Source organism: Vibrio algicola (assembly GCF_009601765.2).
Lineage (GTDB): Bacteria > Pseudomonadota > Gammaproteobacteria > Enterobacterales > Vibrionaceae > Vibrio > Vibrio algicola.
Genome location: NZ_CP045699.1, coordinates 1,781,066 through 1,804,516 on the forward strand (window position 1 = coordinate 1,781,066; position 23,451 = coordinate 1,804,516).

The 23,451-nt window shown below is 42.7% G+C and carries 21 protein-coding genes and 2 tRNA genes; 2 read left to right on the forward strand and 21 right to left on the reverse strand.

What is annotated here, in order from left to right:
• Positions 1-3: 3 nt before the first annotated feature.
• The 10 genes from deoA to ubiT all read right to left on the reverse strand — a co-directional run bounded on the left by deoA (position 4) and on the right by ubiT (position 9,662).
• Positions 4-1,353 carry a thymidine phosphorylase gene (gene deoA, locus GFB47_RS08155; RefSeq protein ID WP_153447541.1) on the reverse strand — a complete coding sequence of 450 codons (1,350 nt, stop codon included), beginning with the start codon at positions 1,351-1,353 and terminating at the stop codon, positions 4-6.
• Positions 1,354-1,544: 191 nt separating this feature from the next.
• Positions 1,545-2,318 carry a deoxyribose-phosphate aldolase gene (deoC, locus tag GFB47_RS08160; protein WP_153447542.1) on the reverse strand — a complete coding sequence of 258 codons (774 nt, stop codon included), beginning with the start codon at positions 2,316-2,318 and terminating at the stop codon, positions 1,545-1,547.
• A 437-nt stretch (positions 2,319-2,755) separates the two neighbouring features.
• On the reverse strand, positions 2,756-4,009 hold the full coding sequence (locus GFB47_RS08165) for a NupC/NupG family nucleoside CNT transporter (RefSeq protein ID WP_153447543.1): 1,254 nt from the start codon (positions 4,007-4,009) through the stop codon (positions 2,756-2,758).
• Between the two features lie 266 nt (positions 4,010-4,275).
• On the reverse strand, positions 4,276-5,016 hold the full coding sequence (locus tag GFB47_RS08170) for a TatD family hydrolase (RefSeq protein ID WP_153447544.1): 741 nt from the start codon (positions 5,014-5,016) through the stop codon (positions 4,276-4,278).
• Between the two features lie 3 nt (positions 5,017-5,019).
• The gene (locus GFB47_RS08175) at positions 5,020-5,250 is read right to left on the reverse strand and encodes a hypothetical protein (RefSeq protein WP_407701675.1); all 231 of its coding nucleotides are present in this window, start codon (positions 5,248-5,250) and stop codon (positions 5,020-5,022) included.
• A 166-nt stretch (positions 5,251-5,416) separates the two neighbouring features.
• On the reverse strand, positions 5,417-6,997 hold the full coding sequence (gene prfC, locus GFB47_RS08180) for a peptide chain release factor 3 (RefSeq protein ID WP_153447545.1): 1,581 nt from the start codon (positions 6,995-6,997) through the stop codon (positions 5,417-5,419).
• Positions 6,998-7,291: 294 nt separating this feature from the next.
• Entirely contained in the window at positions 7,292-7,789 is a 498-nt protein-coding gene (gene rimI / locus GFB47_RS08185; protein ID WP_153447546.1) for a ribosomal protein S18-alanine N-acetyltransferase, read from the reverse strand.
• Positions 7,790-7,793: 4 nt separating this feature from the next.
• Positions 7,794-8,255 (reverse strand): DNA polymerase III subunit psi, encoded by a 462-nt coding sequence (locus GFB47_RS08190; RefSeq protein ID WP_225874258.1) that lies wholly within the window; start codon positions 8,253-8,255, stop codon positions 7,794-7,796.
• 188 nt (positions 8,256-8,443) lie between these two features.
• Complete coding sequence (locus tag GFB47_RS08195; protein ID WP_153447547.1) at positions 8,444-8,956, reverse strand: GNAT family N-acetyltransferase; 513 nt, start codon at positions 8,954-8,956, stop codon at positions 8,444-8,446.
• A gap of 187 nt (positions 8,957-9,143) precedes the next feature.
• The gene (gene ubiT, locus GFB47_RS08200) at positions 9,144-9,662 is read right to left on the reverse strand and encodes a ubiquinone anaerobic biosynthesis accessory factor UbiT (RefSeq protein ID WP_153447548.1); all 519 of its coding nucleotides are present in this window, start codon (positions 9,660-9,662) and stop codon (positions 9,144-9,146) included.
• 246 nt (positions 9,663-9,908) lie between these two features.
• Between ubiT and ubiU the strand changes: the two genes are divergently transcribed.
• Entirely contained in the window at positions 9,909-10,922 is a 1,014-nt protein-coding gene (ubiU, locus tag GFB47_RS08205) for a ubiquinone anaerobic biosynthesis protein UbiU (RefSeq protein WP_153447549.1), read from the forward strand.
• A 9-nt stretch (positions 10,923-10,931) separates the two neighbouring features.
• Positions 10,932-11,822, forward strand: a complete 891-nt coding sequence (locus GFB47_RS08210) for a U32 family peptidase (protein WP_446751391.1) — start codon at positions 10,932-10,934, stop codon at positions 11,820-11,822.
• A 124-nt stretch (positions 11,823-11,946) separates the two neighbouring features.
• Here the strand turns inward: GFB47_RS08210 and nlpI are convergent, their stop codons facing one another.
• The 11 genes from nlpI to secG all read right to left on the reverse strand — a co-directional run bounded on the left by nlpI (position 11,947) and on the right by secG (position 23,331).
• Entirely contained in the window at positions 11,947-12,951 is a 1,005-nt protein-coding gene (nlpI, locus tag GFB47_RS08215) for a lipoprotein NlpI (protein ID WP_153447551.1), read from the reverse strand.
• Positions 12,952-13,121: 170 nt separating this feature from the next.
• Positions 13,122-15,236 carry a polyribonucleotide nucleotidyltransferase gene (pnp, locus tag GFB47_RS08220; RefSeq protein ID WP_407701676.1) on the reverse strand — a complete coding sequence of 705 codons (2,115 nt, stop codon included), beginning with the start codon at positions 15,234-15,236 and terminating at the stop codon, positions 13,122-13,124.
• A 479-nt stretch (positions 15,237-15,715) separates the two neighbouring features.
• Positions 15,716-15,985 (reverse strand): 30S ribosomal protein S15, encoded by a 270-nt coding sequence (gene rpsO, locus GFB47_RS08225; RefSeq protein WP_153447553.1) that lies wholly within the window; start codon positions 15,983-15,985, stop codon positions 15,716-15,718.
• A gap of 138 nt (positions 15,986-16,123) precedes the next feature.
• The gene (gene truB / locus GFB47_RS08230; RefSeq protein WP_153447554.1) at positions 16,124-17,077 is read right to left on the reverse strand and encodes a tRNA pseudouridine(55) synthase TruB; all 954 of its coding nucleotides are present in this window, start codon (positions 17,075-17,077) and stop codon (positions 16,124-16,126) included.
• Positions 17,077-17,481, reverse strand: a complete 405-nt coding sequence (gene rbfA / locus GFB47_RS08235; protein WP_153448192.1) for a 30S ribosome-binding factor RbfA — start codon at positions 17,479-17,481, stop codon at positions 17,077-17,079. Before rbfA ends, truB begins: the two co-directional genes overlap by 1 nt.
• Before the next feature lie 118 nt (positions 17,482-17,599).
• On the reverse strand, positions 17,600-20,278 hold the full coding sequence (gene infB, locus GFB47_RS08240; RefSeq protein WP_153447555.1) for a translation initiation factor IF-2: 2,679 nt from the start codon (positions 20,276-20,278) through the stop codon (positions 17,600-17,602).
• Between the two features lie 21 nt (positions 20,279-20,299).
• Entirely contained in the window at positions 20,300-21,787 is a 1,488-nt protein-coding gene (gene nusA / locus GFB47_RS08245) for a transcription termination factor NusA (RefSeq protein WP_153447556.1), read from the reverse strand.
• 22 nt (positions 21,788-21,809) lie between these two features.
• Positions 21,810-22,265, reverse strand: coding sequence for a ribosome maturation factor RimP (rimP, locus tag GFB47_RS08250; protein ID WP_153447557.1), 456 nt, complete (start codon positions 22,263-22,265; stop codon positions 21,810-21,812).
• Between the two features lie 364 nt (positions 22,266-22,629).
• Positions 22,630-22,706 (reverse strand) — tRNA-Met (locus GFB47_RS08255).
• Between the two features lie 120 nt (positions 22,707-22,826).
• Positions 22,827-22,911, reverse strand: a tRNA-Leu gene (locus GFB47_RS08260).
• Positions 22,912-22,941: 30 nt separating this feature from the next.
• A complete protein-coding gene (secG, locus tag GFB47_RS08265) occupies positions 22,942-23,331 on the reverse strand; it encodes a preprotein translocase subunit SecG (protein ID WP_153447558.1) in 390 nt (129 codons plus the stop codon).
• Positions 23,332-23,451: the final 120 nt, after the last annotated feature.

Here is a 23,451-nt window from a genome sequence, read left to right on the forward strand (position 1 = left end):
ATATTACAGATCTTGTGCTCGAATTTGACGATAAATATTCGGTGTTTGTTGATAAGTGTCATTTGAAACCGTGATCGCTTGCTGCAATTCATCAGCAGCTTGTTGCCACTGCGCTTCATTGCGAGCATGGATCATTGCCAGTGGCGTTGCTTCATTAGCGGTTTCACCTAAACGAATAAACTGCTCAAAACCAACCGCATAATCAATCTCATCACTAGCCACTCGACGACCACCACCCATCGATACTACCGCCATACCAATCGCGCGAGTATCCATCGCAGTAACCGTACCAGATTGCTTAGCGTAAACCGGTTTTACAATCTCGGCTTTTGGTAAGTATGCATCATAGTTTTCAACAAAATCTTTCGGACCACCTAAGCCTGAAACCATTTTGCCAAAGCATTTGGCTGCGCTACCGTCATCGAGTACCGCTTGTAATTTGGTATGAGCTTGCTCAGTCTCATCCGCCAATTTACCAAGCACTAACATTTCTGCGCATAGAGTCATGGTGACATCGAGTAAACGAGGATTACGCACTTCACCGCGAGAGTTTTTCTCACCAGTTAAGAACTGCACCGCTTCACGCACTTCAACTGCATTACCTGCCGATGAGGCCAACACTTGGTTCATATCGGTAAGAATAGCGGTGGTTTGAGTCCCAGCGCCATTGGCGACAGCAACAATAGATTGTGCTAGCTCTTCTGAGGCTTCATAGGTTGGCATAAATGCACCAGAACCCACTTTGACATCCATCACTAATGAATCTAAGCCTGCAGCTAATTTTTTCGATAAAATAGACGCGGTGATCAAAGAGATATTATCGACCGTTGCCGTAATATCACGAGTGGCATAAACACGTTTATCGGCTGGTGCTAAATCACCAGTTTGACCAATAATTGCCACCCCCGCCTCTTTGGTTACGCTGCCAAACAGTTCATTATTTGGCATAATATTGTAACCAGGAATAGATTCTAATTTGTCTAACGTGCCGCCAGTATGACCAAGGCCACGCCCTGAAATCATAGGAACAAAGCCACCACAAGCTGCGACCATTGCGCCAAGCATTAAAGAGGTCACATCGCCCACGCCACCCGTTGAATGTTTATCAACAATCGGGCCAGAGAAATTCATATGTGACCAATCAATCACCATACCTGAATCGCGCATCGCACAGGTCAGTGCAATTCGCTCGGGCATCGTCATTTCATTAAAAAAGATGGTCATCGCAAACGCAGCAATTTGACCTTCTGAAACAGTGTCATTGGCTACGCCCTGAATGAAAAAATTGATTTCTTCAGTAGTGAGCACTTCACCATCACGTTTTTTTCGAATAATTTCTTGAGGTAAAAACATCACAACCTGCCTGCTTGTTTATCTGAACGATATTTATTTGTTCAATTCAGCAATAATATTTCATGGCGAAAAAGAACAAAGATAACCTAACCCTAACAATCAGGTTATCTCGATATACCCGGCTGACTTAAATATCTAACTTAAAGATGTCGCTTAGGTATAGACAGCATTACATTCTCAAAACAAAGAGATTAGTAACCGCCTTCCGCCGCTTTCTCGCCTTCACCTAAAGTGTTTAGCAAGTTAGCTAATAAGCTTGAAGCGCCAAAACGGTAATGCATGTTATCGGCCCAATCTGCGCCTAAAATACGATCCGCCATAGCAAGGTAAGCTTGTGCATCTTCTGCAGTGCGAACGCCACCAGCTGGTTTAAAACCAACAGTTTTCGCCACACCCATATCCGCAATCACCTGCAGCATAATTTCAGCCGATTCTGGCGTTGCATTCACTGGCACTTTACCCGTTGAAGTTTTGATAAAGTTCGCACCAGCTTCAATTGAAAGTTGTGAAGCACGTTTGATCAAGGCTTCTTCTTTTAGCTCGCCGGTTTCAATGATCACTTTTAGTAATACATCGCCACATGCGGCTTTACATTGCTTCACTAATTCAAAACCAGTTTTTTCATCACCGGCAATTAGAGTGCGGTATGGGAAAACCACATCCACTTCATCGGCGCCGTAAGCGATCGCCGCTTTGGTTTCTGCTACTGCAATATCAATGTCATCGTTGCCGTGTGGGAAGTTAGTGACGGTTGCAATACGGATTTCAGGAGTGCCTTGTTCGCGTAGAGTTTTCTTCGCAATAGGGATAAAACGTGGGTAAATACAAATGGCGGCAGTGTTGCCAACCGGTGATTTTGCATTCTTGCATAAAGCAATCACCTTCTCATCCGTATCGTCTTCATTCAACGTAGTGAGATCCATTAATTTTAGTGCACGTAAAGCTGCTGCTTGTAAATCGCTCATTTCTATCTCCGATTGGTAAATTATATCGATTAAGCTTTGATCAATGTTGTTTTCAAGTTTAGCTCATTAATCAAAACTGATTGGGGATTCCCCCTAATAAATAGTATGAAATGAACGGACTTGGTTCCTTGAAGACTTAATGCCAGAAACACTCGGCATTAATTGCAATCCTTGTCACCGCACAACCTAGTTCAATAGGCTGTATACCCAAATAACTTAGGTATATACACATCTTGTGTAGTCATATTAATTATACTGATTAAATTGGCGTTATCTGTTTTCTGATGTAACGCAAACGGTTTGTATCTCAAAAAAAATGTTAAATCAATCACATTTTTTTTGAGAGTGGAAATTTATTGTTGTTGTTGCTTAAAAACAAAAAACCGCAGCTATGTGAATAGCTGCGGCTTAGTTTTATTTTCTAGCGTCTATATCAATTACATGGTTTGTAATGTGATAAAGAAACCAGCAATAGTTGCTGCCATTAAGTTAGATAATGTACCAGCAAGGATTGCTTTCATACCCATCTGTGCAATTTCAGAACGACGTTCTGGTGCAAGACCACCCAGACCACCTAGTAAAATCGCAATTGAAGAAAGGTTAGCAAAACCACACAATGCAAAAGAAATGATGGCTTTGGTTTTCTCATCAAGAATAACCGCTGCGCCTTCTTTTAGGTATGGGGCAAAGTTAGAGTAAGCCACAAATTCATTCAAGATGGTTTTCTGACCAATAAATGAACCTGCAATTGTTGCTTCACTCCAAGGAACACCAATCAACCATGCAACAGGTGCAAAGATGTAACCTAAAATAAGTTCTAGAGTTAAGTTTTGAATACCAAACCAACCACCAATGCCACCAAGCATACCGTTAAGCAGTGCAATCAAGCCGATGAAAGCAAGTAGCATTGCACCAACGTTTAGGGCTAGAGATAAACCAGCTGATGCGCCAACAGCTGCAGCATCGATTACGTTAGCAGGCTTGTCTTCATCAAGAACATCTTCATCACCCAATTGATCAATTGGTGTTTCAGTTTCTGGCTTGATGATTTTAGCAAACAGTAAACCACCAGGAGCGGCCATAAATGATGCTGCTATTAGGTAAGACAGTGGCACACCCATTGCTGCGTAACCCGCCATAACACCACCAGCAACCGAAGCTAAACCACCACACATTACTGCGAATAGTTCAGATTGAGTCATCTTAGGGACAAAAGGACGAACCACTAACGGTGCTTCTGTTTGGCCAACAAAAATGTTTGCTGTGGCTGACATAGATTCTGCGCGAGAAGTACCTAGGGCTTTTTGTAAACCACCACCTAGAAGTTTGATAACGATCTGCATAACACCAATGTTATATAACACTGAAATTAACGCAGAGAAGAAGATGATAGTAGGCAAAACTTTAAAGGCAAAAATGAAGCCAACACCATCAACAGAGAAGTTTACTAGGTTGCCAAAAAGGAACCCAATACCTTCATTACCAAAGTCGTATACATGCTGTACGCCATTCGTCATTGAGGCTAAAACATCACGCCCCCAAGGAACATAAAGTACAAATGCACCTAGACAGAATTGAATGACAAATGCGCCACCCACGGTTCTTAAATTAATTGCTTTTCGGTTGTCAGAAAATAGAACTGCTACTGCTAGCAAAAAGATCATTCCGACGATACTCATAACCAGGCTCATGGTATATGACTTCCTTATAGTAAGTTAAAGTGTATTTCAAGGTGGAGCTCTAAAGAGAGGGCGATTATACGCTGACATCCCGTAACAAAGTAATACCCTAATCTCATTTATTAATGTAAATATAATGAAAAACACAAATGTTCGTGACTTAGATCACTTAAACAATAATTAACACAGGGCAAACGGTTGCTTTTTATTCACTATTTCTATCTTTACAAACAAAATAAGTGGTGACTATTTAACCAAAGTTGTTTTTCGAGCTGTTTTTAATTTTCTAATCGCAACTCAACAAGCGCTTTAAAAACCAATTTTAGCTGCGTAGGATGATTGTTTTCACCTTGAAATCCATCTAATGGCATATCCGGCGCATCGGTTTCGAGCAACAAAAACGATAACGGAAGTCGTGAAATAACATCGCGTGTTTTGCTGGCTCGTGGGTAACTGATCACCCCACCCACTCCGATATAAAAACCGAGTTTGATGTACTCCATTGCTTGCTGATAACTGCCGCTAAAAGCATGAATAACGCCGCCCTTTTTGGGTTGGTGTTTACGCAGAATTTTCACCACCTGATCATGTGCTTTACGTGCGTGAATTATCAATGGTAATTCAAATTCTATCGCCAATAAAACCTGGGCTTCAAATAACTGATATTGCTTATCGAGCTTCTCGGGTGTGAGCCATTGCTCTTCCAGCCTCAAGTCTAGTCCACACTCTCCAATTGCGACACACTTGCTACTGCGACAAGATAACGATTGCTTTAGCTTTAAAATCGCATCATCGCCATGTTGAGCCATAAAATACGGATGAAGCCCCAAAGCGTAGTATAAAGAGGGAAATTGTGATGAAAGGTTTGCGAGTTTCGACCAGTTAGATTCACCAATCGCAGGAATAATGATTTTAGTCACGCCCGCTTGCTGAGCAATATCAAGGTGATGTTGGGTATCATCAAAGGCAGAAAAATCAAAATGGCAATGCGTATCGACCAAGCACGAGGAGTCAGTCATTTTCTAAGCTTTAAAGTTTGGTGTAACGGGATGGTGTTGGGCAGGTGCCTGATAGATTTTGTCTGCTGGTGTTTTTTGATGGATAGGATCGGCTTTATAAGCGCAACAGCTGCGTTTATGCTCAGGAGTTAAACCCAATTCCTCACACCAAGCATCGTAACGAGCAAGGTAAGTTTTACATTGTTGTTTCCATCGCCCCAAAGCGTTAAATATTTTAAAACCAGAACACCACATAGCCACTCCTTTTACTGTCATTGAGGTGAGTGATTTCAGTATAGCCTCAAGACGGCGATAAATAAAAACCGCTTAAGCAATATAGATAATCAAAACTATCTAAATCACTACAGCGGTCATTTAACTTTATTCTAAGAACGAATTACGTCCGTTTCAGCTTTCGCTCTTAGTGCTCGCGTGTTGCTCTAAAGTTCACTTCAGGGAAGCGCTCTTTGGCCAGGTTCAAATTGACCATGGTCGGGGCAACATACGATAGATTATCGCCGCCATCTAATGCGAGGTTCGTTTGGTTTTTACGCTTAAATTCATCCAGTTTTTTCTCGTCATTACATTCGATCCAACGCGCGGTTGCCACATTTACGCCTTCATAAATCGCTTCCACGTTATATTCAGATTTTAAACGCGCCACTACCACATCAAACTGCAACACACCTACCGCGCCAACAATCAGATCATTATTTTGTAATGGACGGAATACTTGCACCGCGCCTTCTTCTGAAAGCTGTACCAAACCTTTAAGCAATTGCTTTTGTTTAAGCGGATCACGCAGACGAATACGACGGAATAATTCTGGCGCAAAGTTAGGGATACCAGCAAACTTCAATGCTTCGCCTTGAGTAAAGGTATCACCAATTTGAATGGTGCCATGGTTATGCAAACCAATAATATCGCCTGCATACGCATGTTCGGCGCGAGTACGGTCACCAGCCATAAAGGTCACGGCATCGGAAATGCTGACAGTTTTACCACTGCGAACATGGTTCATCTTCATGCCTTGGCTGTAAGTGCCCGACACAATACGCATGAAAGCAATACGGTCACGGTGCTTTGGATCCATGTTAGCTTGGATTTTAAACACAAAACCTGAGAATTTTTCTTCTGTAGCTTCAACTTTACGCTGATTGGCTTCACGCGCCATTGGCGATGGTGCCCACTCGGTTAAACCAGAAAGCATGTGGTCAACACCAAAGTTACCCAAAGCGGTACCAAAATAAACAGGGGTTAACTCTCCCGCTAAGAAAAGCTCTTGGTCGTATTCATTTGAAGCGCCAATCACAAGCTCAAGTTCATCGCGTAAATTCGCCGCCAGATCTTCACCTATTGCGCTATCTAATTCAGGGTTATCTAACCCTTTAATGATGCGCTCTTCTTGAATGGTATGACCTTGACCCGTAGCGTATAAAATCGTTTCATCGCGATGAATATGGTAAACACCTTTAAACTCTTTACCACTGCCGATTGGCCATGATATTGGTGCACAAGCCATATTCAATTCGTTTTCAACTTCGTCTAACAACTCCATTGGATCACGAATATCACGGTCACATTTGTTCATAAAGGTTACGATCGGCGTATCACGTAGACGAGTGACTTCCATCAATTTACGCGTACGGTCTTCGACACCTTTCGCCGCATCAATCACCATCAAGCATGAATCGACAGCGGTTAATGTACGGTAAGTATCTTCCGAGAAATCTTCGTGCCCAGGAGTATCGAGTAGATTAACCAAGCAGTTGTTAAAAGGAAACTGCATGACCGAAGTGGTTACCGAAATACCACGTTCCTTTTCCATTTCCATCCAATCTGATTTGGCATGTTGCTTAGAACCGCGTCCTTTTACCGTACCGGCTGTTTGGATCGCGTTTCCGAATAACAATACTTTTTCAGTAATGGTGGTTTTACCCGCATCGGGGTGAGAGATGATCGCAAACGTGCGACGCTTGCCAACTTCAGAAAGGAAAGACATAAGTGCTGTAAACCTTATAAACAGTTTGTCTATTGCCGCATATCACGACAACAAAAAATAATGGAGTGACTAAAAAGGTTTGAGTTACCTAAAGCTAACAGCTTGGTAATCAAAAAAGTCAGATGGGGCGAATTATACGCAAAAATGACGATAACTCTAGCCGTATAAAATTTACAGCAGCAGGAATAGCAAAAAAGGCCGAACATGGCCTTTTGTTTACATCCAATATTCTCTGTATTCAATTTTCTTGTTATTCAATATGAATAGCTCATTGCAGGACGAAAATATGTTTGGTTAAGCAAAAGGATTAAAACCCTCATCCAATAACAGATTCATAATAATCGCGTCTTCTTTGCCATGTTTGCTGGTGGTGGATGGATAATAATTGATACGGCGATCCATCTCATTAAACCCCAGTGCTTCATAAAGATGATAGGCCCCTTTATTACTTTCACGCACTTCTAACCAAATACTTTCGGCGGCTGCTTGTTCGCTGTGCTTGATTAAGTGTTCCACCAAAGCGTGCCCGTAACCTTTACCTTGCTGGCTAGGGTCAACCGCAATGGTGAGCAGAGTCACCTCGCCTACCACATTTTGACTATACACATAGCCCACTAATTGCTCATTCACCCACAAGCCAAATTGATGTTTTGATGAATTAGCGCTGTTTTGATGCGACAGATCTCGGATCATACTTTCCGACCAAGGATGACTATGCGCTTGTTGTTCAATCGCCCATACCGCATCAAGATGTTCGGCAGTAATCGCAATCGGAGTTGGAATTTGAGTCATAAAATCACTTTTGGTAAGAGCAAATTTGTTGCCACAGTTGGCGACGATGGGAAATATCGGTAGGAATATCCGCCAGAGACACTGAATTTAGCACTTGCAGCCCCTCAACTGAAAACTCAAGCGCTTGGCTTTTTGTCTCAGTATCCGTTTCAGTTTCAGTACCGCAAAACCACACCCAAGTTAACTGATGCTGATTAATTTGTGATAATTGCGTTGGCGTCACATGCAGGGCTTGATCAAGGTTGAGTTTCATACTAGCCAGCACTTTGGCAAATAGCGCCGTATCTTGCCCTTGCGGAATAGACTCAGCCACCAGCAATAATACGCACGTTGGTGGCAGCGAAAAACCACTGCTTTGAAAACCTTGCAAACGCTCAGGGTGAGACACTTCCCACACATCAATGCCGATCTCTTGCAGTTTTTGCCGCTCGATTAATTGTTCCATTTGCTTTGAATCGCTAGTCACACATTCACTCATATTTTGTTCGTACTTTATACGCGTTAGAATTCGATATCAGCCCAGATCTATTGATATTATTGATGGAGAAAAGTGTCAAAGAACATGGATGTTCTTTCTCAAGTGTCCATGGATGGTTTAAACGTCTTTTCGCAATCAACAATATTGATTAGATACGGTATAAGCAACTTAGAGAATTATCCATTAAATTCAGGGCTGTATTCGACCAACCCAGCTTTACTGGTAAAACAATCTTCAATCAGTTGCAGTACTTGAAATGCACCGGCTTGATATTCTGGCATCGAGTTATAAATAGACACCAACCCCATTGGTTCGCCATCTTGAAAACCAAAACGGGCGTAGTAGTTAGGATCGCCTAAGACCACACAAGCAGAATAGCCAAGCTCATATAACGAATCAAAACCGTACTTGATCAGTTGTTCTGCAATGCCTTGCTTGCGATATTGTGGATGCACCGCAACTGGCGCTAAACCTTGCCAACCAAAATCTTCACCATCTAAGGTCACAGGGGTAAATAATGCATGACCGATCACTTGCCCTTCATCACTACAAGCCACTACCGATAAAGTAAAACGACTGTTTTCGCGTAATGCACGAACCAGTTTGGCTTCATCTTTGCTTGGAAACGCGTTTTTTAACAATGAATCGATAGTAAGAATATCGGCTGGAGCTTCTGTTCTAATTTGCATAATCACCTCTATATTTAAGCTGCGATTGTACTCTTAATGATTAAAGAATCGTAATTTAATCGACAATGGCAGTAAAAAAGAGAGAGATTGACCATCAAGATAAAAAACGGCCCCTTAAAGTTATCACCTCAAAGGACCAGAACAAAGGATTGAAGAAAAGGAGCAGACTAGTTTGAAATGGGGGCATTTAAGCGGTGGTGATCTGCTTTTGGCTTTCTTGCGGCTGTAAGCCTTTTTGCACAAATTCAGCTAGTTGCATTAAAGCGTAAGTCAGCGGTTTAGGCAGTGAATCTAAATCGATGCTATCCATTAAGTTTTTCACTTCCAACCCAAGTTCGGTGTCGCCTTCAATTTTCAAACGACGTTGGAAGAACAAGGTATCGGGATCTTCTTTACGACCAGCAATTAAAATTAAGTCATTTAAACAACCCGAAAAACTCGCATCTTCAGTTTGCGAGCCGTCAGAGACGATAAGTTTGTCATCTTGAAAGCTGATCATCCAAGACAGATTCAGATCACTGATCTCAACTTTTAACCAACGATCTTGTAAGAATTCAAAATCACCATCTTCTAATGCTTCATGGAATACTTGTTGTAGTGCTTCCAATAGCACTTTACTTTGTAGACGCTGTGGTAAAAATTGAACCGGTTTTTTTAATACACGCGCCGCATTGGCAACCATGTGAGAACGAATAGCTGAAAACATAATAACTCCCTCAATATATCAGCTTACTGTAATCCAGATTAAAAAAGCTTCTCTGAGTTAAATCAATAAATGTAGATTTAATGTTATAAATACCCACTAATTGCTTAGTTCCTACCCCTTTGTGACACTTTTTTACAAAATGCGCAGGCCAAGCGTTATTGATCGCTGCAAACCTGCCTTATATCAATTTCCTATCATGCAAACTGCCTAAAATACGGTATAAATTCAGAATATAAGGTTTAAGGGATGGAACTTCTTTGCCCTGCTGGCAATTTACCAGCGCTCAAAACCGCCATAGATTGTGGCGCCGATGCGGTTTACATTGGCTTTAAAGATGACACCAATGCGCGTCATTTTGCCGGACTCAACTTTAGCGGCAAAAAACTCGATAAAGCGGTTCAATATGTGCATGACAACAATAAAAAAATTCATATCGCGTTAAATACTTTTGCTCACCCTAATGGCTTCAGCCGCTGGACTGATGCGGTCGATCAAGCTGACGCGCTTGGAGTGGATGCCTTAATCGTGGCCGATATTGCGCTGCTCGAATACGCCTCGACTCAATACCCTGAAATGGAATTGCATTTATCTGTGCAAGCCTCGGCAACCAATAGCGCCGCTGTGGCGTTTTATGCCAACAATTTCAATGTAAAACGTGTGGTTCTGCCACGAGTACTATCGATTCATCAAGTCAAACAACTGTCGCGCAGTATTCCTAGCAATGTTGAACTTGAAGTATTTGCCTTTGGTAGCTTGTGCATCATGGCGGAGGGACGTTGTTACTTATCGTCTTATATGACGGGCGAATCGCCAAATACGGTGGGCGCTTGTTCACCAGCCAAACATGTTCGCTGGCAAGAAACCGATTCAGGATTAGAAACCCGTTTAAGCGATATTTTGATCGACAAATATTCTCAAGGTGAGAACGCGGGCTACCCTACGCTTTGCAAAGGCCGCTTTGATATTAACATTACCGGTCAAAAGCAGCGTTATCATGTACTCGAAGAACCGACCAGTTTAAATACCCTATCTATGCTGCCTGAGTTATTTGCCGCCAATGTGGCCTCAGTTAAAATTGAAGGTCGCCAACGCAGTCCTGCCTATGTAGAGCAAGTCACCCGAACTTGGCGCGCGGCGATTGATCGCTATCAAGCCAATCCTGAAGGCTATACGGTTGAACCACAATGGGACACAGCCTTAGCTAATGTCTCTGAAGGAACGCAAACAACTCTAGGTGCTTATCACCGTAAATGGCAGTAAGGAATAATGATGAACTCACCACAACCGCTTAAATACTCGCTTGGTCCTTTATTGTATTTCTGGGCTAAAAATGATGTCGAGGATTTTTATCAACAAGCGAAAAACAGCCCTGCTGATATTATTTATTTAGGGGAAAGTGTTTGCTCTAAGCGCCGTGAAATTAAGCCTAAAGATTGGTTTGAGATCGCCAAAGATTTGGCCGATGGTGGCAAACAAGTCGTGCTCTCCACTATGGCATTATTAGAAGCGCCGAGCGAAGTCAATATCATGAAGAAGTATGTCGATAACGGTGACTTTGCGATAGAAGCCAACGATGTATCTGGTATTCAACTGGCATCAGAGGCGAAAGTGCCCTTTATCGTCGGCCCTGCGGTTAATACTTATAATGCTCACACCCTTAAACTCTTTGCCAAACAAGGCATGATCCGCTGGTGTATGCCAGTTGAATTATCGCGTGATTGGCTGATCAACGTGCTGGCGCAATGTGACGAATTGGGTATTCGCGATCAATTTGAAGTGGAAGTGTTCAGCCATGGTTATTTGCCACTCGCTTATTCTGCTCGCTGCTTTACTGCTCGAGCTGAAAATAAAGCCAAAGATGATTGCGAGACGTGCTGCATTAAATATCCAACCGGTATTCAAGTCGCCAGCCAAGAAGGGCAAGAGGTGTTTAACTTAAATGGCATTCAAACCCAGTCAGGTTATTGCTATAACTTGGGTAATGATCTGGTTGGTATGCAAGGGGTCGTTGATGTGGTGCGTTTAAGCCCGCTGGGCATCAATACCTTATCGACATTGGCGCAATTTAAAGCCAATGAACAAGGCCTGTCACCGCTTAGTATTGAATCGCGTGAATGCAATGGCTATTGGCATAAATTAGCCGGCCTTGCCCAAGCTTAATTTTCTCTTATTTAAATACCAAGCATAAAAAAGAGGACGCAATGTCCTCTTTTTTATGGATAAACCACCCGTCATTGCGTACCTAAGCGAAGACGATACGAGCTCTCGCTTTTATTCTTTCACATTAAGAACGCAATGCTGGAGTCGAAGTGGCTTTTGGCAATAATCTGCTTTCATCACTCGACTTTGGGGTGTTGACAGGCTCTTCTGCCTTACTTTTATCATCGCTGCTGGATGTTGGGGCTTGGGCTTTTTGTTGCTGTTCTTGCAAGGTTTTAAAAATACGCCCCAATTCTAAGAAGGCATATTTGTGCTCAGAGAACTCATATACATTCATTGATAACGATAATTTATACAAAGCAATTGCGTTGGCGTAGTTGCCTTCATATTGATTACGCTTCGCCAAATAGAAATAAATTTCGGTAAGCTTTTGAGCAAGTTCAACGTTATCACGAGTACTCAGCGCCACCGCTTGCAATACGTCTTTCTCTGATTCTTTGTTCAGAGTAAGACCGACTAATTGCCAACCCCATTGTTGATCTTTATTGTCATAACGCTGGGTTAATGCATCAGTGGCTTTTTTAGCATCGACTTCGCGTTCCATGTAATACAGCCACAAAGCGCGATAAGGATCATTTGGTGCTTTATTATAGTTACTGGTCATATCTTGGATAGCGAGATCAAAACGGTCAGCGTAATACAAAGCAATCGCACGATTTCGCTCGGCATATTCGTTGGTTGGATCAAGCTCTAAACTCGAATCAAACGCATCGAAGGCGGAATCGTAATCACTCATTTGAGTAAAGTAGACCCCTATCATATTAAACACTTCAGGTTGCTTTGGATCTAACTTTAGCGAGCGTTCATAATCTAAACGCGCTAAATCTGCCAAGCCGACACTGTCTAAATATTGGCCTCGCTGAGCAAACATTTTGGCACGAGTCTCATTAGTGACATCTTTACGTAGTACTAATTGATTTAAGCGTGAAATTTGCACTTCTTGTTGAATAGAAGGCTGAAGAGGCACCGCTAATGGTGGTGATGACCAAGTCGAACTAGACTTACCACTGTTAGCACAACCCGCGAGTAAAAAAACGGCAATAAGCCCTAAGCATTTAAAATATTTCACTAATTGAGTACTCCTTTACGGTACAGTCTCTTTATATGCAATATACACGTAGTTTGGTTATCGCACTACCTTAGCTTAGTCGTTGTGGGCAAACTTAGATAAAAAAAGAGGAGCCTCAATGGGCTCCTCATTATTATTTCACTTTCTCATTAAAGAGAAGCAAGCATCAATTACTCGGCAGCAGGTTCTGCTGGAGTAGTCGTTTGCTCTACCGCTTCTTTCATACTTAGACGAACGCGACCTTGGCGATCAATCTCTAGTACTTTAACTTGAACTTCTTGACCTTCAGATAGGTAATCAGACACTTTCTCGATACGCTTATCGGCGATTTGAGAGATGTGTACTAGACCATCTTTACCAGGAAGAATGGTAACGAATGCACCAAAGTCAGCTAGACGAGCAACCTTACCTGGGTAAATACGACCGACTTCAACTTCAGCAGTGATTTCTTCGATGCGACGGATCGCTTCTTTCGCTGCTTTGCCTTCAGTTGCGGCAATTTTGATAGTACCGTCGTCATCGATTTCGATGGTCGTGCCGGTTTCTTCAGTCAGTGCACGGATCACAGCACCACCTTTACCGATCACGTCTTTGATTTTCTCAGAGCTGATCTTCATGGTGTAGATGCGTGGAGCAAATTCAGAAATCTCTTCACGAGCACCAGAAATCGCTTCATCCATTACAGAAAGGATGTGCTTACGTGCGCCTTGTGCTTGGTTAAGCGCAATTTGCATGATTTCTTTAGTGATACCTTCGATTTTGATATCCATTTGCAAAGCAGTGATACCGTCGTTAGTACCGGCTACTTTAAAGTCCATGTCACCTAGGTGGTCTTCGTCGCCAAGGATGTCAGAAAGAACAACGAACTCTTCGCCTTCTTTAACTAGACCCATTGCGATACCCGCAACAGACGCTTTAATTGGAACACCAGCATCCATAAGCGCAAGAGAAGTACCACATACCGATGCCATTGAAGACGAGCCGTTTGATTCAGTAATTTCTGAAACAACACGCACTGTGTATGGGAATTCTTCAACTGAAGGCATTACCGCAGCAATACCACGTTTTGCTAGTTTACCGTGGCCGATTTCACGACGCTTAGGAGAACCAACGAAACCAGTTTCGCCTACACAGTATGGAGGGAAGTTATAGTGTAGAAGGAAGTTGTCTTTCTTCTCACCTAATAGGCTGTCGATGATTTGTGCATCACGTTGTGTACCAAGCGTAGCCGTAACCAATGCTTGAGTTTCACCACGAGTAAACAAAGAAGAACCGTGAGTACGTGGAAGAACGCCAGTACGAACATCAAGTGCACGAACCATGTCTTTTTCACGACCATCGATACGTGGGCTACCGGCAATGATGCGGCTACGTACGATGTTTTTCTCAAGATCGTGGAAGATGGCGTGAATTTCTTTCGTGTTCAATTCAGCATCTTCAGCTAATAGTTTTTCTGTTACTTCAGCACTGATTTCATGGATGCGATCATAACGCGCCAATTTCTCAGTGATTTGGTAAGCTTCTGTTACTTGAGCTGATGCTAACTCAGCGATTTTAGTTTTTAAGTCTGTGTTTTCAGCAGGTGCTTCCCAATTCCAAGAAGGAGTAGCAACTTCAGCCGCAAACTCATTGATCGCATTGATAACAACTTGTTGTTGGTCGTGACCGTAAACAACAGCCGCTAGCATTTCTTCTTCAGATAGGTTGTCAGCTTCTGACTCAACCATTAATACCGCGCCTTCAGTACCAGAAACCACTAGGTCTAGTTTAGAAGACTCAAGCTCAGTTTGGCTTGGGTTAAGTACGAGTTCACCATTGATGTGACCAACACGCGCCGCACCGATAGGACCATTGAATGGTGCACCAGAGATAGCAAGAGCAGCAGACGTTGCGATCATAGTGATCATGTCTGGTTGGATATCAGGGTTTACAGAAACAACCGTTGCAATAACTTGAACTTCGTTTTTGAATGCTGATGGGAAAAGCGGACGAATTGGACGGTCGATTAGACGAGCCGTTAATGTTTCGCCTTCAGAAGGACGACCTTCGCGCTTGAAGAAACCACCAGGGATTTTACCAGCAGCGTAAGTACGCTCTTGGTAGTTTACCGTTAATGGGAAAAAGTCTTGACCTGGTACTGCATCTTTCTTAGCAACAACAGAAACAAATACAGAGGTGTCATCCATGCTAGCCATAACAGCAGCAGTAGCTTGGCGAGCCATTACGCCCGTTTCTAGAGTAACGGTATGGTTACCGTACTGGAATTTTTTTACGATTGCTTTCACGTAAAGATCCTTAAATAAGAAAATATAAAGTAATTTTTGCTGTGAGATTTATTACCAATCGCGACTAATAGCAGGTTTTTCTGTTATTGCTTGGTTAAGGATAAGCCTTAACCACAAGCGCCTCAGATAAACTGAGATAGAAAAAAGCTGTTATTAGTCGCGACCTTCATGGTCGACATCGGTGACGGTAAGTCAATCTACAGCGGTTTGTTTGCTGTTTCATCGCCAATTAAGACCGATAAAAAGTAAAAACAAACGAGGCATAGTATAAACCAGATGAGTGTAAATGTCTTATTTCAGAACGCAGAATATCCCTATCAAATGTCGGAAATGTCTGTTTGCTCAAATTGCAGCCACAAAAAAAGGAGCCGAGGCTCCTTTTTATCCAGTATCTGTTTCTTCATTTCAACTAATGGGAACCAAAAGTGTTCAATTAACTAACAAATACTTTTAATCTGGGTATTAAACCAAACGACGAATTAACGACGTAGGCCAAGACGCTTGATTAGTGATTGGTAACGCTCTAGGTTCTTACCTTTAAGGTAGTCTAGAAGTTTACGACGGCTAGAAACCATACGTAAAAGACCGCGACGGCTGTGGTGATCGTGTTTGTGATCAGCAAAGTGACCTTGTAGGTGGTTAATAGAAGCAGTAAGTAGTGCTACTTGTACTTCTGGTGAACCTGTATCGCCTTCAGCTTGTGCGTATTCTGCAACGATTGCTGCTTTAGTTTCTGCATTCAGAGACATAATCTCTCCTAAATAAGAGTTAATTTATAAAAATGTGATAGCCAATCTCTGATTCAGCCATCACGCGAACGGCGAATTATAGGGGAAGCGATAAATAAGAGCAAGGGTAATTTACCCATACCACCATTATTGCTTCTTTTATTCCGCCACAGCTTCGGTTCTAAACACAACCAAGCGTTTTGGTGCCACGCGGCCATCATCATCAATGTTAGCAATACCAATAAAGGTATGTTCATCACCCATCGTCATGCGAACCACACCTTCAGTTGGTGCGCCAGCAATTTGCACCTGCTGACCTTGTTGAACGATGCTCGCCATACTAAGCGGCATATTCACTTCTGGCAGATCGACAACCGCAGTATCCATAGGGAGCAGCAGTTGATCCAATACGCTGTGAGGCTCTACGCCTTGCTCTTGGGCTTGTTCGATCATCGCTTGAAGTTGTTCTAGCGTGACCATTTTCTCTGCCGGATAATGCGACACCCCAATACGACGTAAATAAGTCACATGGGCGCCACAACCAAGCATTTCGCCTAAGTCATCGGTGATGGTTCGAATGTAAGTGCCTTTTGAACAATGCACTTCCATTTCCACTTCATTACCATCAAAACGGATCAGGTTTATTTCAAATACCGTGATCTTACGAGATTCACGCGGAACCTCAATGCCTTGACGGGCATATTCATACAAAGGCTTACCTTGGTATTTTAATGCTGAGAACATCGAAGGAATTTGATCTGTGGTACCACGAAATTTCGCAATGCAACGCTCAAGTAAACCACGGTCAACTTTCACTTCACGGGTTTGAACCACTTCACCATCAGAATCTGAGGTATCAGTACGTTCACCCAACTTTGCCACCACGCGATAACGTTTATCCGAATCAAGTAAGAACTGTGAGAACTTAGTCGCTTCACCAAGGCAAATCGGCAACATACCCGTCGCCAAAGGATCAAGCGCACCAGTATGACCTGCTTTTTCAGCAAAAAACATGCGCTTTACTTTTTGGAGCGCATCATTGGAGCTGATACTAGTCGGCTTATCGAGTAATAAAACGCCATCAATAGGACGACCACGACGTCTACGAGCCATTACTCTTCTCCTTCGTCCTCATCACGACCGGCGTCTTTTTTACGTCGATTGTCATCACTGACCACTTCACTAACCAAGTTAGAAAGGCGCATACCTTCGGTCAATGTATTATCGTAAACGAAACGAACTTCAGGTGTTAAACGTAAACGAACACGTTTCCCTAAAGCCATACGAATAGACACTTCGTGTTCTTTTAATGCTTCTAAGCATGATTCTGGTGTTTGCTCGCCGATACAAAAGAAAGTAACGAATACTTTGGCATAAGCCAGATCACGAGTCACTTCAACGTCTGAAATGGTCACCATTCCGATACGTGAATCACGAACATCACGCTGTAGGATAGAAGCGAGTTCTTTTTGTAATTGTTGTGCAACGCGTTGTGCACGACTGAATTCTTTAGCCATATCTTTTCTCACATCTGCACGTTCAAATGAGAACGTCGTAACAGAAAGAATGGGGAGCAAAAGCTCCCCATGGTGTTTTATTGCTTATACCCTAATTACTTTGGGTATCATTTGTTAATTAATCAAGCGTACGCTTAATTTCAACAATTTCGAATACTTCGATTTGGTCACCAGCGCGAACATCATTGTAGTTCTTAACACCGATACCACATTCGTAGCCGTTACGAACTTCTTGTACGTCATCTTTAAAGCGACGTAGTGATTCTAGTTCACCTTCATAAATAACGATGTTATCACGAAGAACGCGGATTGGGTTACTACGCTTAATCAAGCCTTCTGTAACCATACAACCTGCGATTGCACCTAGTTTAGGTGATTTGAACACATCACGAACTTCAGCAAGACCAATGATTTCTTGTCTAAATTCTGGAGCAAGCATGCCGCCCATCGCTTGTTTCACTTCGTCAATCAATTGGTAAATGATTGAGTAGTAACGTAGATCTAGGCTTTCGTTTTCAACAGTGCGGCGAGCAGAAGCATCAGCACGGACGTTGAAACCAAGTAAGATAGCGTTAGAAGCTGCTGCCAATACCGCGTCAGTTTCAGTAATACCACCGACACCCGAACCTACGATGTTCACTTTCACTTCTTCAGTTGAAAGTTTACGTAGTGAATCAGCAATCGCTTCTACTGAACCTTGAACGTCTGCTTTAAGCACAACGTTAAGCTCAGCAACTTCACCCGCTTCCATGTTAGAGAACATGTTTTCAAGTTTCGATTTTTGCTGACGAGCCAGTTTAACATCACGGAATTTACCTTGACGATAGTTCGCTACTTCACGCGCTTTACGCTCATCACGAACGACAGTTGCTTCATCACCTGAAGCCGGAACACCAGAAAGACCTAAGATTTCTACCGGAATAGAAGGACCTGCTGTCTCGATGTCTTTACCGTTTTCATCGCGCATTGCACGAACACGGCCGTACTCTTGACCACAAAGAACGATATCACCTTTATGTAAAGTACCCGCTTGTACTAGAACGGTAGCAACTGGACCACGACCTTTATCAAGGCGAGATTCAACCACAACACCAGAAGCCATACCATCGGTTACTGCTTTAAGCTCAAGAACTTCAGATTGAAGTAAGATAGCTTCAAGTAGACCATCGATGTTTGTACCCACTTTGGCTGAAATGTGAACGAACATGTTTTCGCCGCCCCATTCTTCAGGAATAACGTCGTATTGAGCAAGCTCATTTTTAACGTTATCTGGGTTCGCGCCTTCTTTATCGATTTTGTTTACCGCAATAATCAATGGAACGCTCGCCGCTTTCGCGTGCTGAATCGCTTCGATTGTTTGTGGCATAACACCATCATCGGCTGCAACAACAAGAACAACGATATCAGTCGCTTGAGCACCACGAGCACGCATTGAAGTAAATGCGGCGTGTCCTGGAGTATCCAAGAAGGTGATCATGCCATTGTCAGTTTCAACGTGGTATGCACCAATGTGCTGGGTAATACCACCCGCTTCACCAGAGGCTACACGGCTACGACGGATGTAATCCAGTGTCGAGGTTTTACCATGGTCAACGTGACCCATGATGGTCACAACAGGGGCACGAGATACGGCATCAGTGCTGTCATCACGATCAGAAAGAATCGCTTCTTCTAATTCGTTTTCTTTACGTAGGATAACCTTGTGACCCATTTCTTCAGCAACAAGCGCTGCTGTTTCTTGGTCAATCACTTGGTTGATGGTTGCCATTGCGCCCATCTTCATCATCGTTTTGATGACTTCAGTCCCTTTTACTGACATTTTGTTTGCCAGTTCAGAAACCACGATAGTTTCACCAATCACAACATCCGATTTTGCAACGGTTGCTGATTTATCAAAACCATGCTGCATTGAAGTTGGTTTAGCCAATTTACCTTTACGATTATTGCGTCCACCACGAGCGTTACGGCCATTGTTGCCGCCGCGATCATCTTCTTTTTTCGCTGGTTTTTTCTTTTTACGACGACTTGCTTCGCTGCGACGGTCAGCTTCATCTTCAGCTTCACGTGCGTGTTGGTTAGTCGTTACATGGTAATCAGCATTTTCAGATTCTTTTTTCTTCTTCTCTTCTTCTGACCAACGAGCACCGTTTTCTTCTGCAAGTTTACGCGCTTCTTCAACCAGTTTCTGAGCTTCTGCTTCTGCTTTACGCTGAGCTTCTTCATCTTGACGACGCTTCAATGATTCAGCTTCTTGTTTCGCTGCATCATTTTTCGCTTTTTCTTCAGATGATTGCTTAGGCGCTGCTGCTTTTGTTTCTTTCGCTTTATCTGCTGCTTCTTGCTTCAATTTATCTTCCGCTTCACGTTTAACTTTTGCTTCAGCTTTTGCTGCTGCGTCTTGTTTGGCTTTTGCTTCTGCCGCAAGTTTTGCTGCGTCTTCTGCTTCACGAGTTGCTTGAGCTTCTGCTGCTTTTTTCGCTTCTTCATCTACAGCAGTACGCTTCACATAGGTGCGTTTTTTGCGGACTTCAACTTGCACTTCTTTATTTTTACCGCCGCCAGCAGGAACATTTAATGTGCTTTTGGTCTTACGTTGAAGTGTCAGGCGTGTTGGTTCAGAGTCGCCTGAGTTATCGCCATGTTCTTTTTTAAGATGCGTTAAAAGCGTTTGCTTTTCTGCCGCAGTTACATTGTCGGCGCTGGTTTTTTTCATACCAGCATCAGCAAGTTGTTCTACTAGGCGTTCAACTGGTGTACCAATCTCTTCGCTCAGTGCTTTCACTGTCAATTCTGTCATAGTGCTTTCTCCTTGCTGAAATTATTCTTCGTCGCCAAACCAGCAAATGTTACGAGCAGCCATAATAAGCTCTCCCGCACGTTCTGCGCTTAGGCCTTCGATTTCTTCTAAATCGTCAGTACCTTGGTCGGCTAAATCTTCTAAAGTTACGATGCCTTGAGCGGCAAATTTAAACGCGAGTTCACGTTCAAGCCCTTCAAGTGCAAGTAGGTCTTCAGCAGGTTCTAGACCTTCATAAGATTCTTCTTGAACTAGTGCAAGAGTGGTCAATGCATTTTTAGCACGCTCACGTAGTTCTTCTACTAATTCTTCTTCAAGACCATCGACTTCTAAAAGCTCGTTAATTGGTACATAAGCAATTTCTTCTAGAGTAGAGAAACCTTCTTCAACCAATAACTCAGCAAAGTCTTGTTCGATGTCTAAATGCTTCATGAAGTTTTCGATAGCCGCTACCGATTCTTCTTGGTGCTTCTTGTTCAAATCAGCAACCGTCATAACATTAAGATCCCAACCAGTTAGTTGAGACGCTAGACGTACGTTTTGACCACTACGGCCAATCGCTTGTGCTAGGTTATCGGCTTCTACTGCGATATCCATTGAGTGGGTATCTTCATCAACGATGATTGAAGCAACATCGGCAGGTGCCATTGCATTGATAACGAATTGAGCAGGATTATCATCCCACAATACGATATCGATACGCTCACCACCAAGCTCACTTGATACGGCTTGCACACGTGCGCCACGCATACCAACACAAGCACCAACAGGATCAATACGACGATCATTTGATTTCACGGCAATTTTAGCGCGTGAACCAGGATCGCGAGCCGCGGCTTTCAATTCAATTAACTCTTCGCCAATTTCTGGCACTTCAATGCGGAAAAGCTCAATCAGCATTTCAGATTTAGAACGAGTTAGGAATAACTGGAAACCACGTGCTTCTGGTTTAACTGCATATAACAGACCACGAACACGGTCACCAGGACGTAGGTTTTCGCGCGGTAATTGGTCTTCACGTAGAATCACAGACTCTGCATGGTTGCCCAAATCAACGATAACCGCATCACGGTTGGCTTTTTTAACCACACCAGTTACCAACTCACCTTCATTGTCGATGAACTGTTCTACGATTTGAGCACGCTCAGCTTCACGTACTTTTTGTACGATAACTTGTTTGGCAGTTTGGGTAGTAATACGGTCAAATGTTACTGACTCCATATCATCTTCCACGTAATCGCCAAGCTCTAATGATTCGTCATCATATTGCGCCGCTTCAATTGAAATTTCTTTGGTTGGAAATTCAACTTCAGCAACCACTAACCAGCGACGTAATGTCTCAAAGTTACCGGTTTTACGGTCGATCTCGACACGAACTTCGATTTCGTGTGCACTTTTTTTCTTCGTTGCTGTGGCTAGAGCGATCTCTAACGCTTCAAAAATACGCTCACGCGGAACTGCTTTTTCATTAGAAACAGCTTCAACAACCGCTAAAATTTCTCTGTTCATTTATGTTCTCGCCTCTTCAGACTTAAAATTTTGGTATCAGGTTAGCTTTAGAGATATTACTCAAAGCGAATTGTTCAGGTTTACCATCAACGATAACAGTTACGATTTCGCCTTCAATGGCTGAAATCACCCCTTTCCACTTACGACGATTATTGACCGCCATTTTAAGTACCACGTTCACATCGTGATCAATGAACTGCTGATAATGAGCAGGCTTAAACAGTGGACGTTCTAAACCTGGTGATGAAACTTCTAAGTTGTAAGCGACGGTGATTGGATCTTCAACATCCATTACCGCGCTGACTTGACGACTTACTTCGGCGCAGTCTTCAACATTAATACCATTTTCATGGTCAATAAAGATCCGTAGTGCTGAGTGCTCACCCGCACGGATAAACTCTAAACCTACTAATTCGTAACCTGACGCAGCAACAGGTGCATCAAGTAATTCCATTAATTGTTTTTCTAAGCCAGTCATTTATATCTCCGGAAAAAAAACGGTGCAATAAAGTCAAAAACAGGATTGCCAGAAACAAAAAAAGGGCATTCAGCCCATTTCAAATATTACATAAAATCTGATTTATCACTATTTTTCAATCACTTAACAAAAAAAAGCAATCATAAAAAATAATGTACAGATAATAAAAAACCCCGATAGTCGGGGTTTTTTATTGCTGGACCCTGATTATCACTAAGCTAAAGTCTAGCTTAGCTTGCAATTAAATCGAAATTCAATTGCAAATCGGACCCAAAAAATAAGGGTAATAAAGTAGTTTTAAAAACAACCTTTTCACCACTGCTTATAAAAGAACGGCTCATGAGCTTATCTTTTATAAAAAAGTTGGTTGCGGGAGCAGGATTTGAACCTACGACCTTCGGGTTATGAGCCCGACGAGCTACCAAACTGCTCCATCCCGCGTCCGTTGCATTATTTAAAGTATAATGCCACTTTCGTTTACTTATAAAAAAGCAAACTCAAAACTCATTTCAATACGAGGTATTATACATCGACATTGATTTTTTACAAGTTTTGTAATTATGGTGCCGAGAGGGGGACTTGAACCCCCACACCCTAAGGCACTAGCACCTCATGCTAGCGTGTCTACCAATTTCACCATCTCGGCATAAATTCTTTCAGCTTTTAAGCTTCAGTATTACTTAGAAGTTTCTGGTTCGCTCTGCACTGGAGCGGCTGGAACTTCATCAGTATTTACTTTTTTCACAGTATCTGTTTTTGTTGCTGCTTTAGTATCTGTCGCGTCAACACTTTGCTCAATACCTGCACTTGGTGCAACCCATTGTGAATCATGTTTAACAGTAGACATGTGACCAAGCACTAAACTGATAATGAAGAATACAGTTGCTAATACTGCTGTTGAACGGGTAAGGAAATTACCTGAGCCACCAGAGCCAAATACAGTATTTGATGCTCCAGCCCCGAACGAAGCTCCCATATCTGCGCCTTTACCTTGTTGAATCAACACTAGGCCAATTACACCAAGTGAAGCGACAAGATAAATCACAAGTAGAACATTTAATAACATTTTTCCACCTATGTATTTGAATTCCAGAGTTGAGTTGGCAACACCAACAACAACGCACCTCCCTAATGAGGCGCAGTGATACTAACCAAACCTTAAGGCAGTGACAAGCGAAAAATCACA

Bases quoted from the DNA above. Each gene is read 5' to 3' on its own strand.
- deoA (WP_153447541.1), bottom strand. From the start codon at position 1,353: ATGTTTTTACCTCAAGAAATTATTCGAAAAAAACGTGATGGTGAAGTG.
- deoC (WP_153447542.1), bottom strand. From the start codon at position 2,318: ATGAGCGATTTACAAGCAGCAGCTTTACGTGCACTAAAATTAATGGAT.
- GFB47_RS08165 (WP_153447543.1), bottom strand. From the start codon at position 4,009: ATGAGCCTGGTTATGAGTATCGTCGGAATGATCTTTTTGCTAGCAGTA.
- GFB47_RS08170 (WP_153447544.1), bottom strand. From the start codon at position 5,016: ATGACTGACTCCTCGTGCTTGGTCGATACGCATTGCCATTTTGATTTT.
- GFB47_RS08175 (WP_407701675.1), bottom strand. From the start codon at position 5,250: ATGTGGTGTTCTGGTTTTAAAATATTTAACGCTTTGGGGCGATGGAAA.
- prfC (WP_153447545.1), bottom strand. From the start codon at position 6,997: ATGTCTTTCCTTTCTGAAGTTGGCAAGCGTCGCACGTTTGCGATCATC.
- rimI (WP_153447546.1), bottom strand. From the start codon at position 7,789: ATGACTCAAATTCCAACTCCGATTGCGATTACTGCCGAACATCTTGAT.
- GFB47_RS08195 (WP_153447547.1), bottom strand. From the start codon at position 8,956: ATGCAAATTAGAACAGAAGCTCCAGCCGATATTCTTACTATCGATTCA.
- ubiT (WP_153447548.1), bottom strand. From the start codon at position 9,662: ATGTTTTCAGCTATTCGTTCTCACATGGTTGCCAATGCGGCGCGTGTA.
- ubiU (WP_153447549.1), top strand. From the start codon at position 9,909: ATGGAACTTCTTTGCCCTGCTGGCAATTTACCAGCGCTCAAAACCGCC.
- GFB47_RS08210 (WP_446751391.1), top strand. From the start codon at position 10,932: ATGAACTCACCACAACCGCTTAAATACTCGCTTGGTCCTTTATTGTAT.
- rpsO (WP_153447553.1), bottom strand. From the start codon at position 15,985: ATGTCTCTGAATGCAGAAACTAAAGCAGCAATCGTTGCAGAATACGCA.
- truB (WP_153447554.1), bottom strand. From the start codon at position 17,077: ATGGCTCGTAGACGTCGTGGTCGTCCTATTGATGGCGTTTTATTACTC.
- rbfA (WP_153448192.1), bottom strand. From the start codon at position 17,481: ATGGCTAAAGAATTCAGTCGTGCACAACGCGTTGCACAACAATTACAA.
- infB (WP_153447555.1), bottom strand. From the start codon at position 20,278: ATGACAGAATTGACAGTGAAAGCACTGAGCGAAGAGATTGGTACACCA.
- nusA (WP_153447556.1), bottom strand. From the start codon at position 21,787: ATGAACAGAGAAATTTTAGCGGTTGTTGAAGCTGTTTCTAATGAAAAA.
- rimP (WP_153447557.1), bottom strand. From the start codon at position 22,265: ATGACTGGCTTAGAAAAACAATTAATGGAATTACTTGATGCACCTGTT.
- secG (WP_153447558.1), bottom strand. From the start codon at position 23,331: ATGTTATTAAATGTTCTACTTGTGATTTATCTTGTCGCTTCACTTGGT.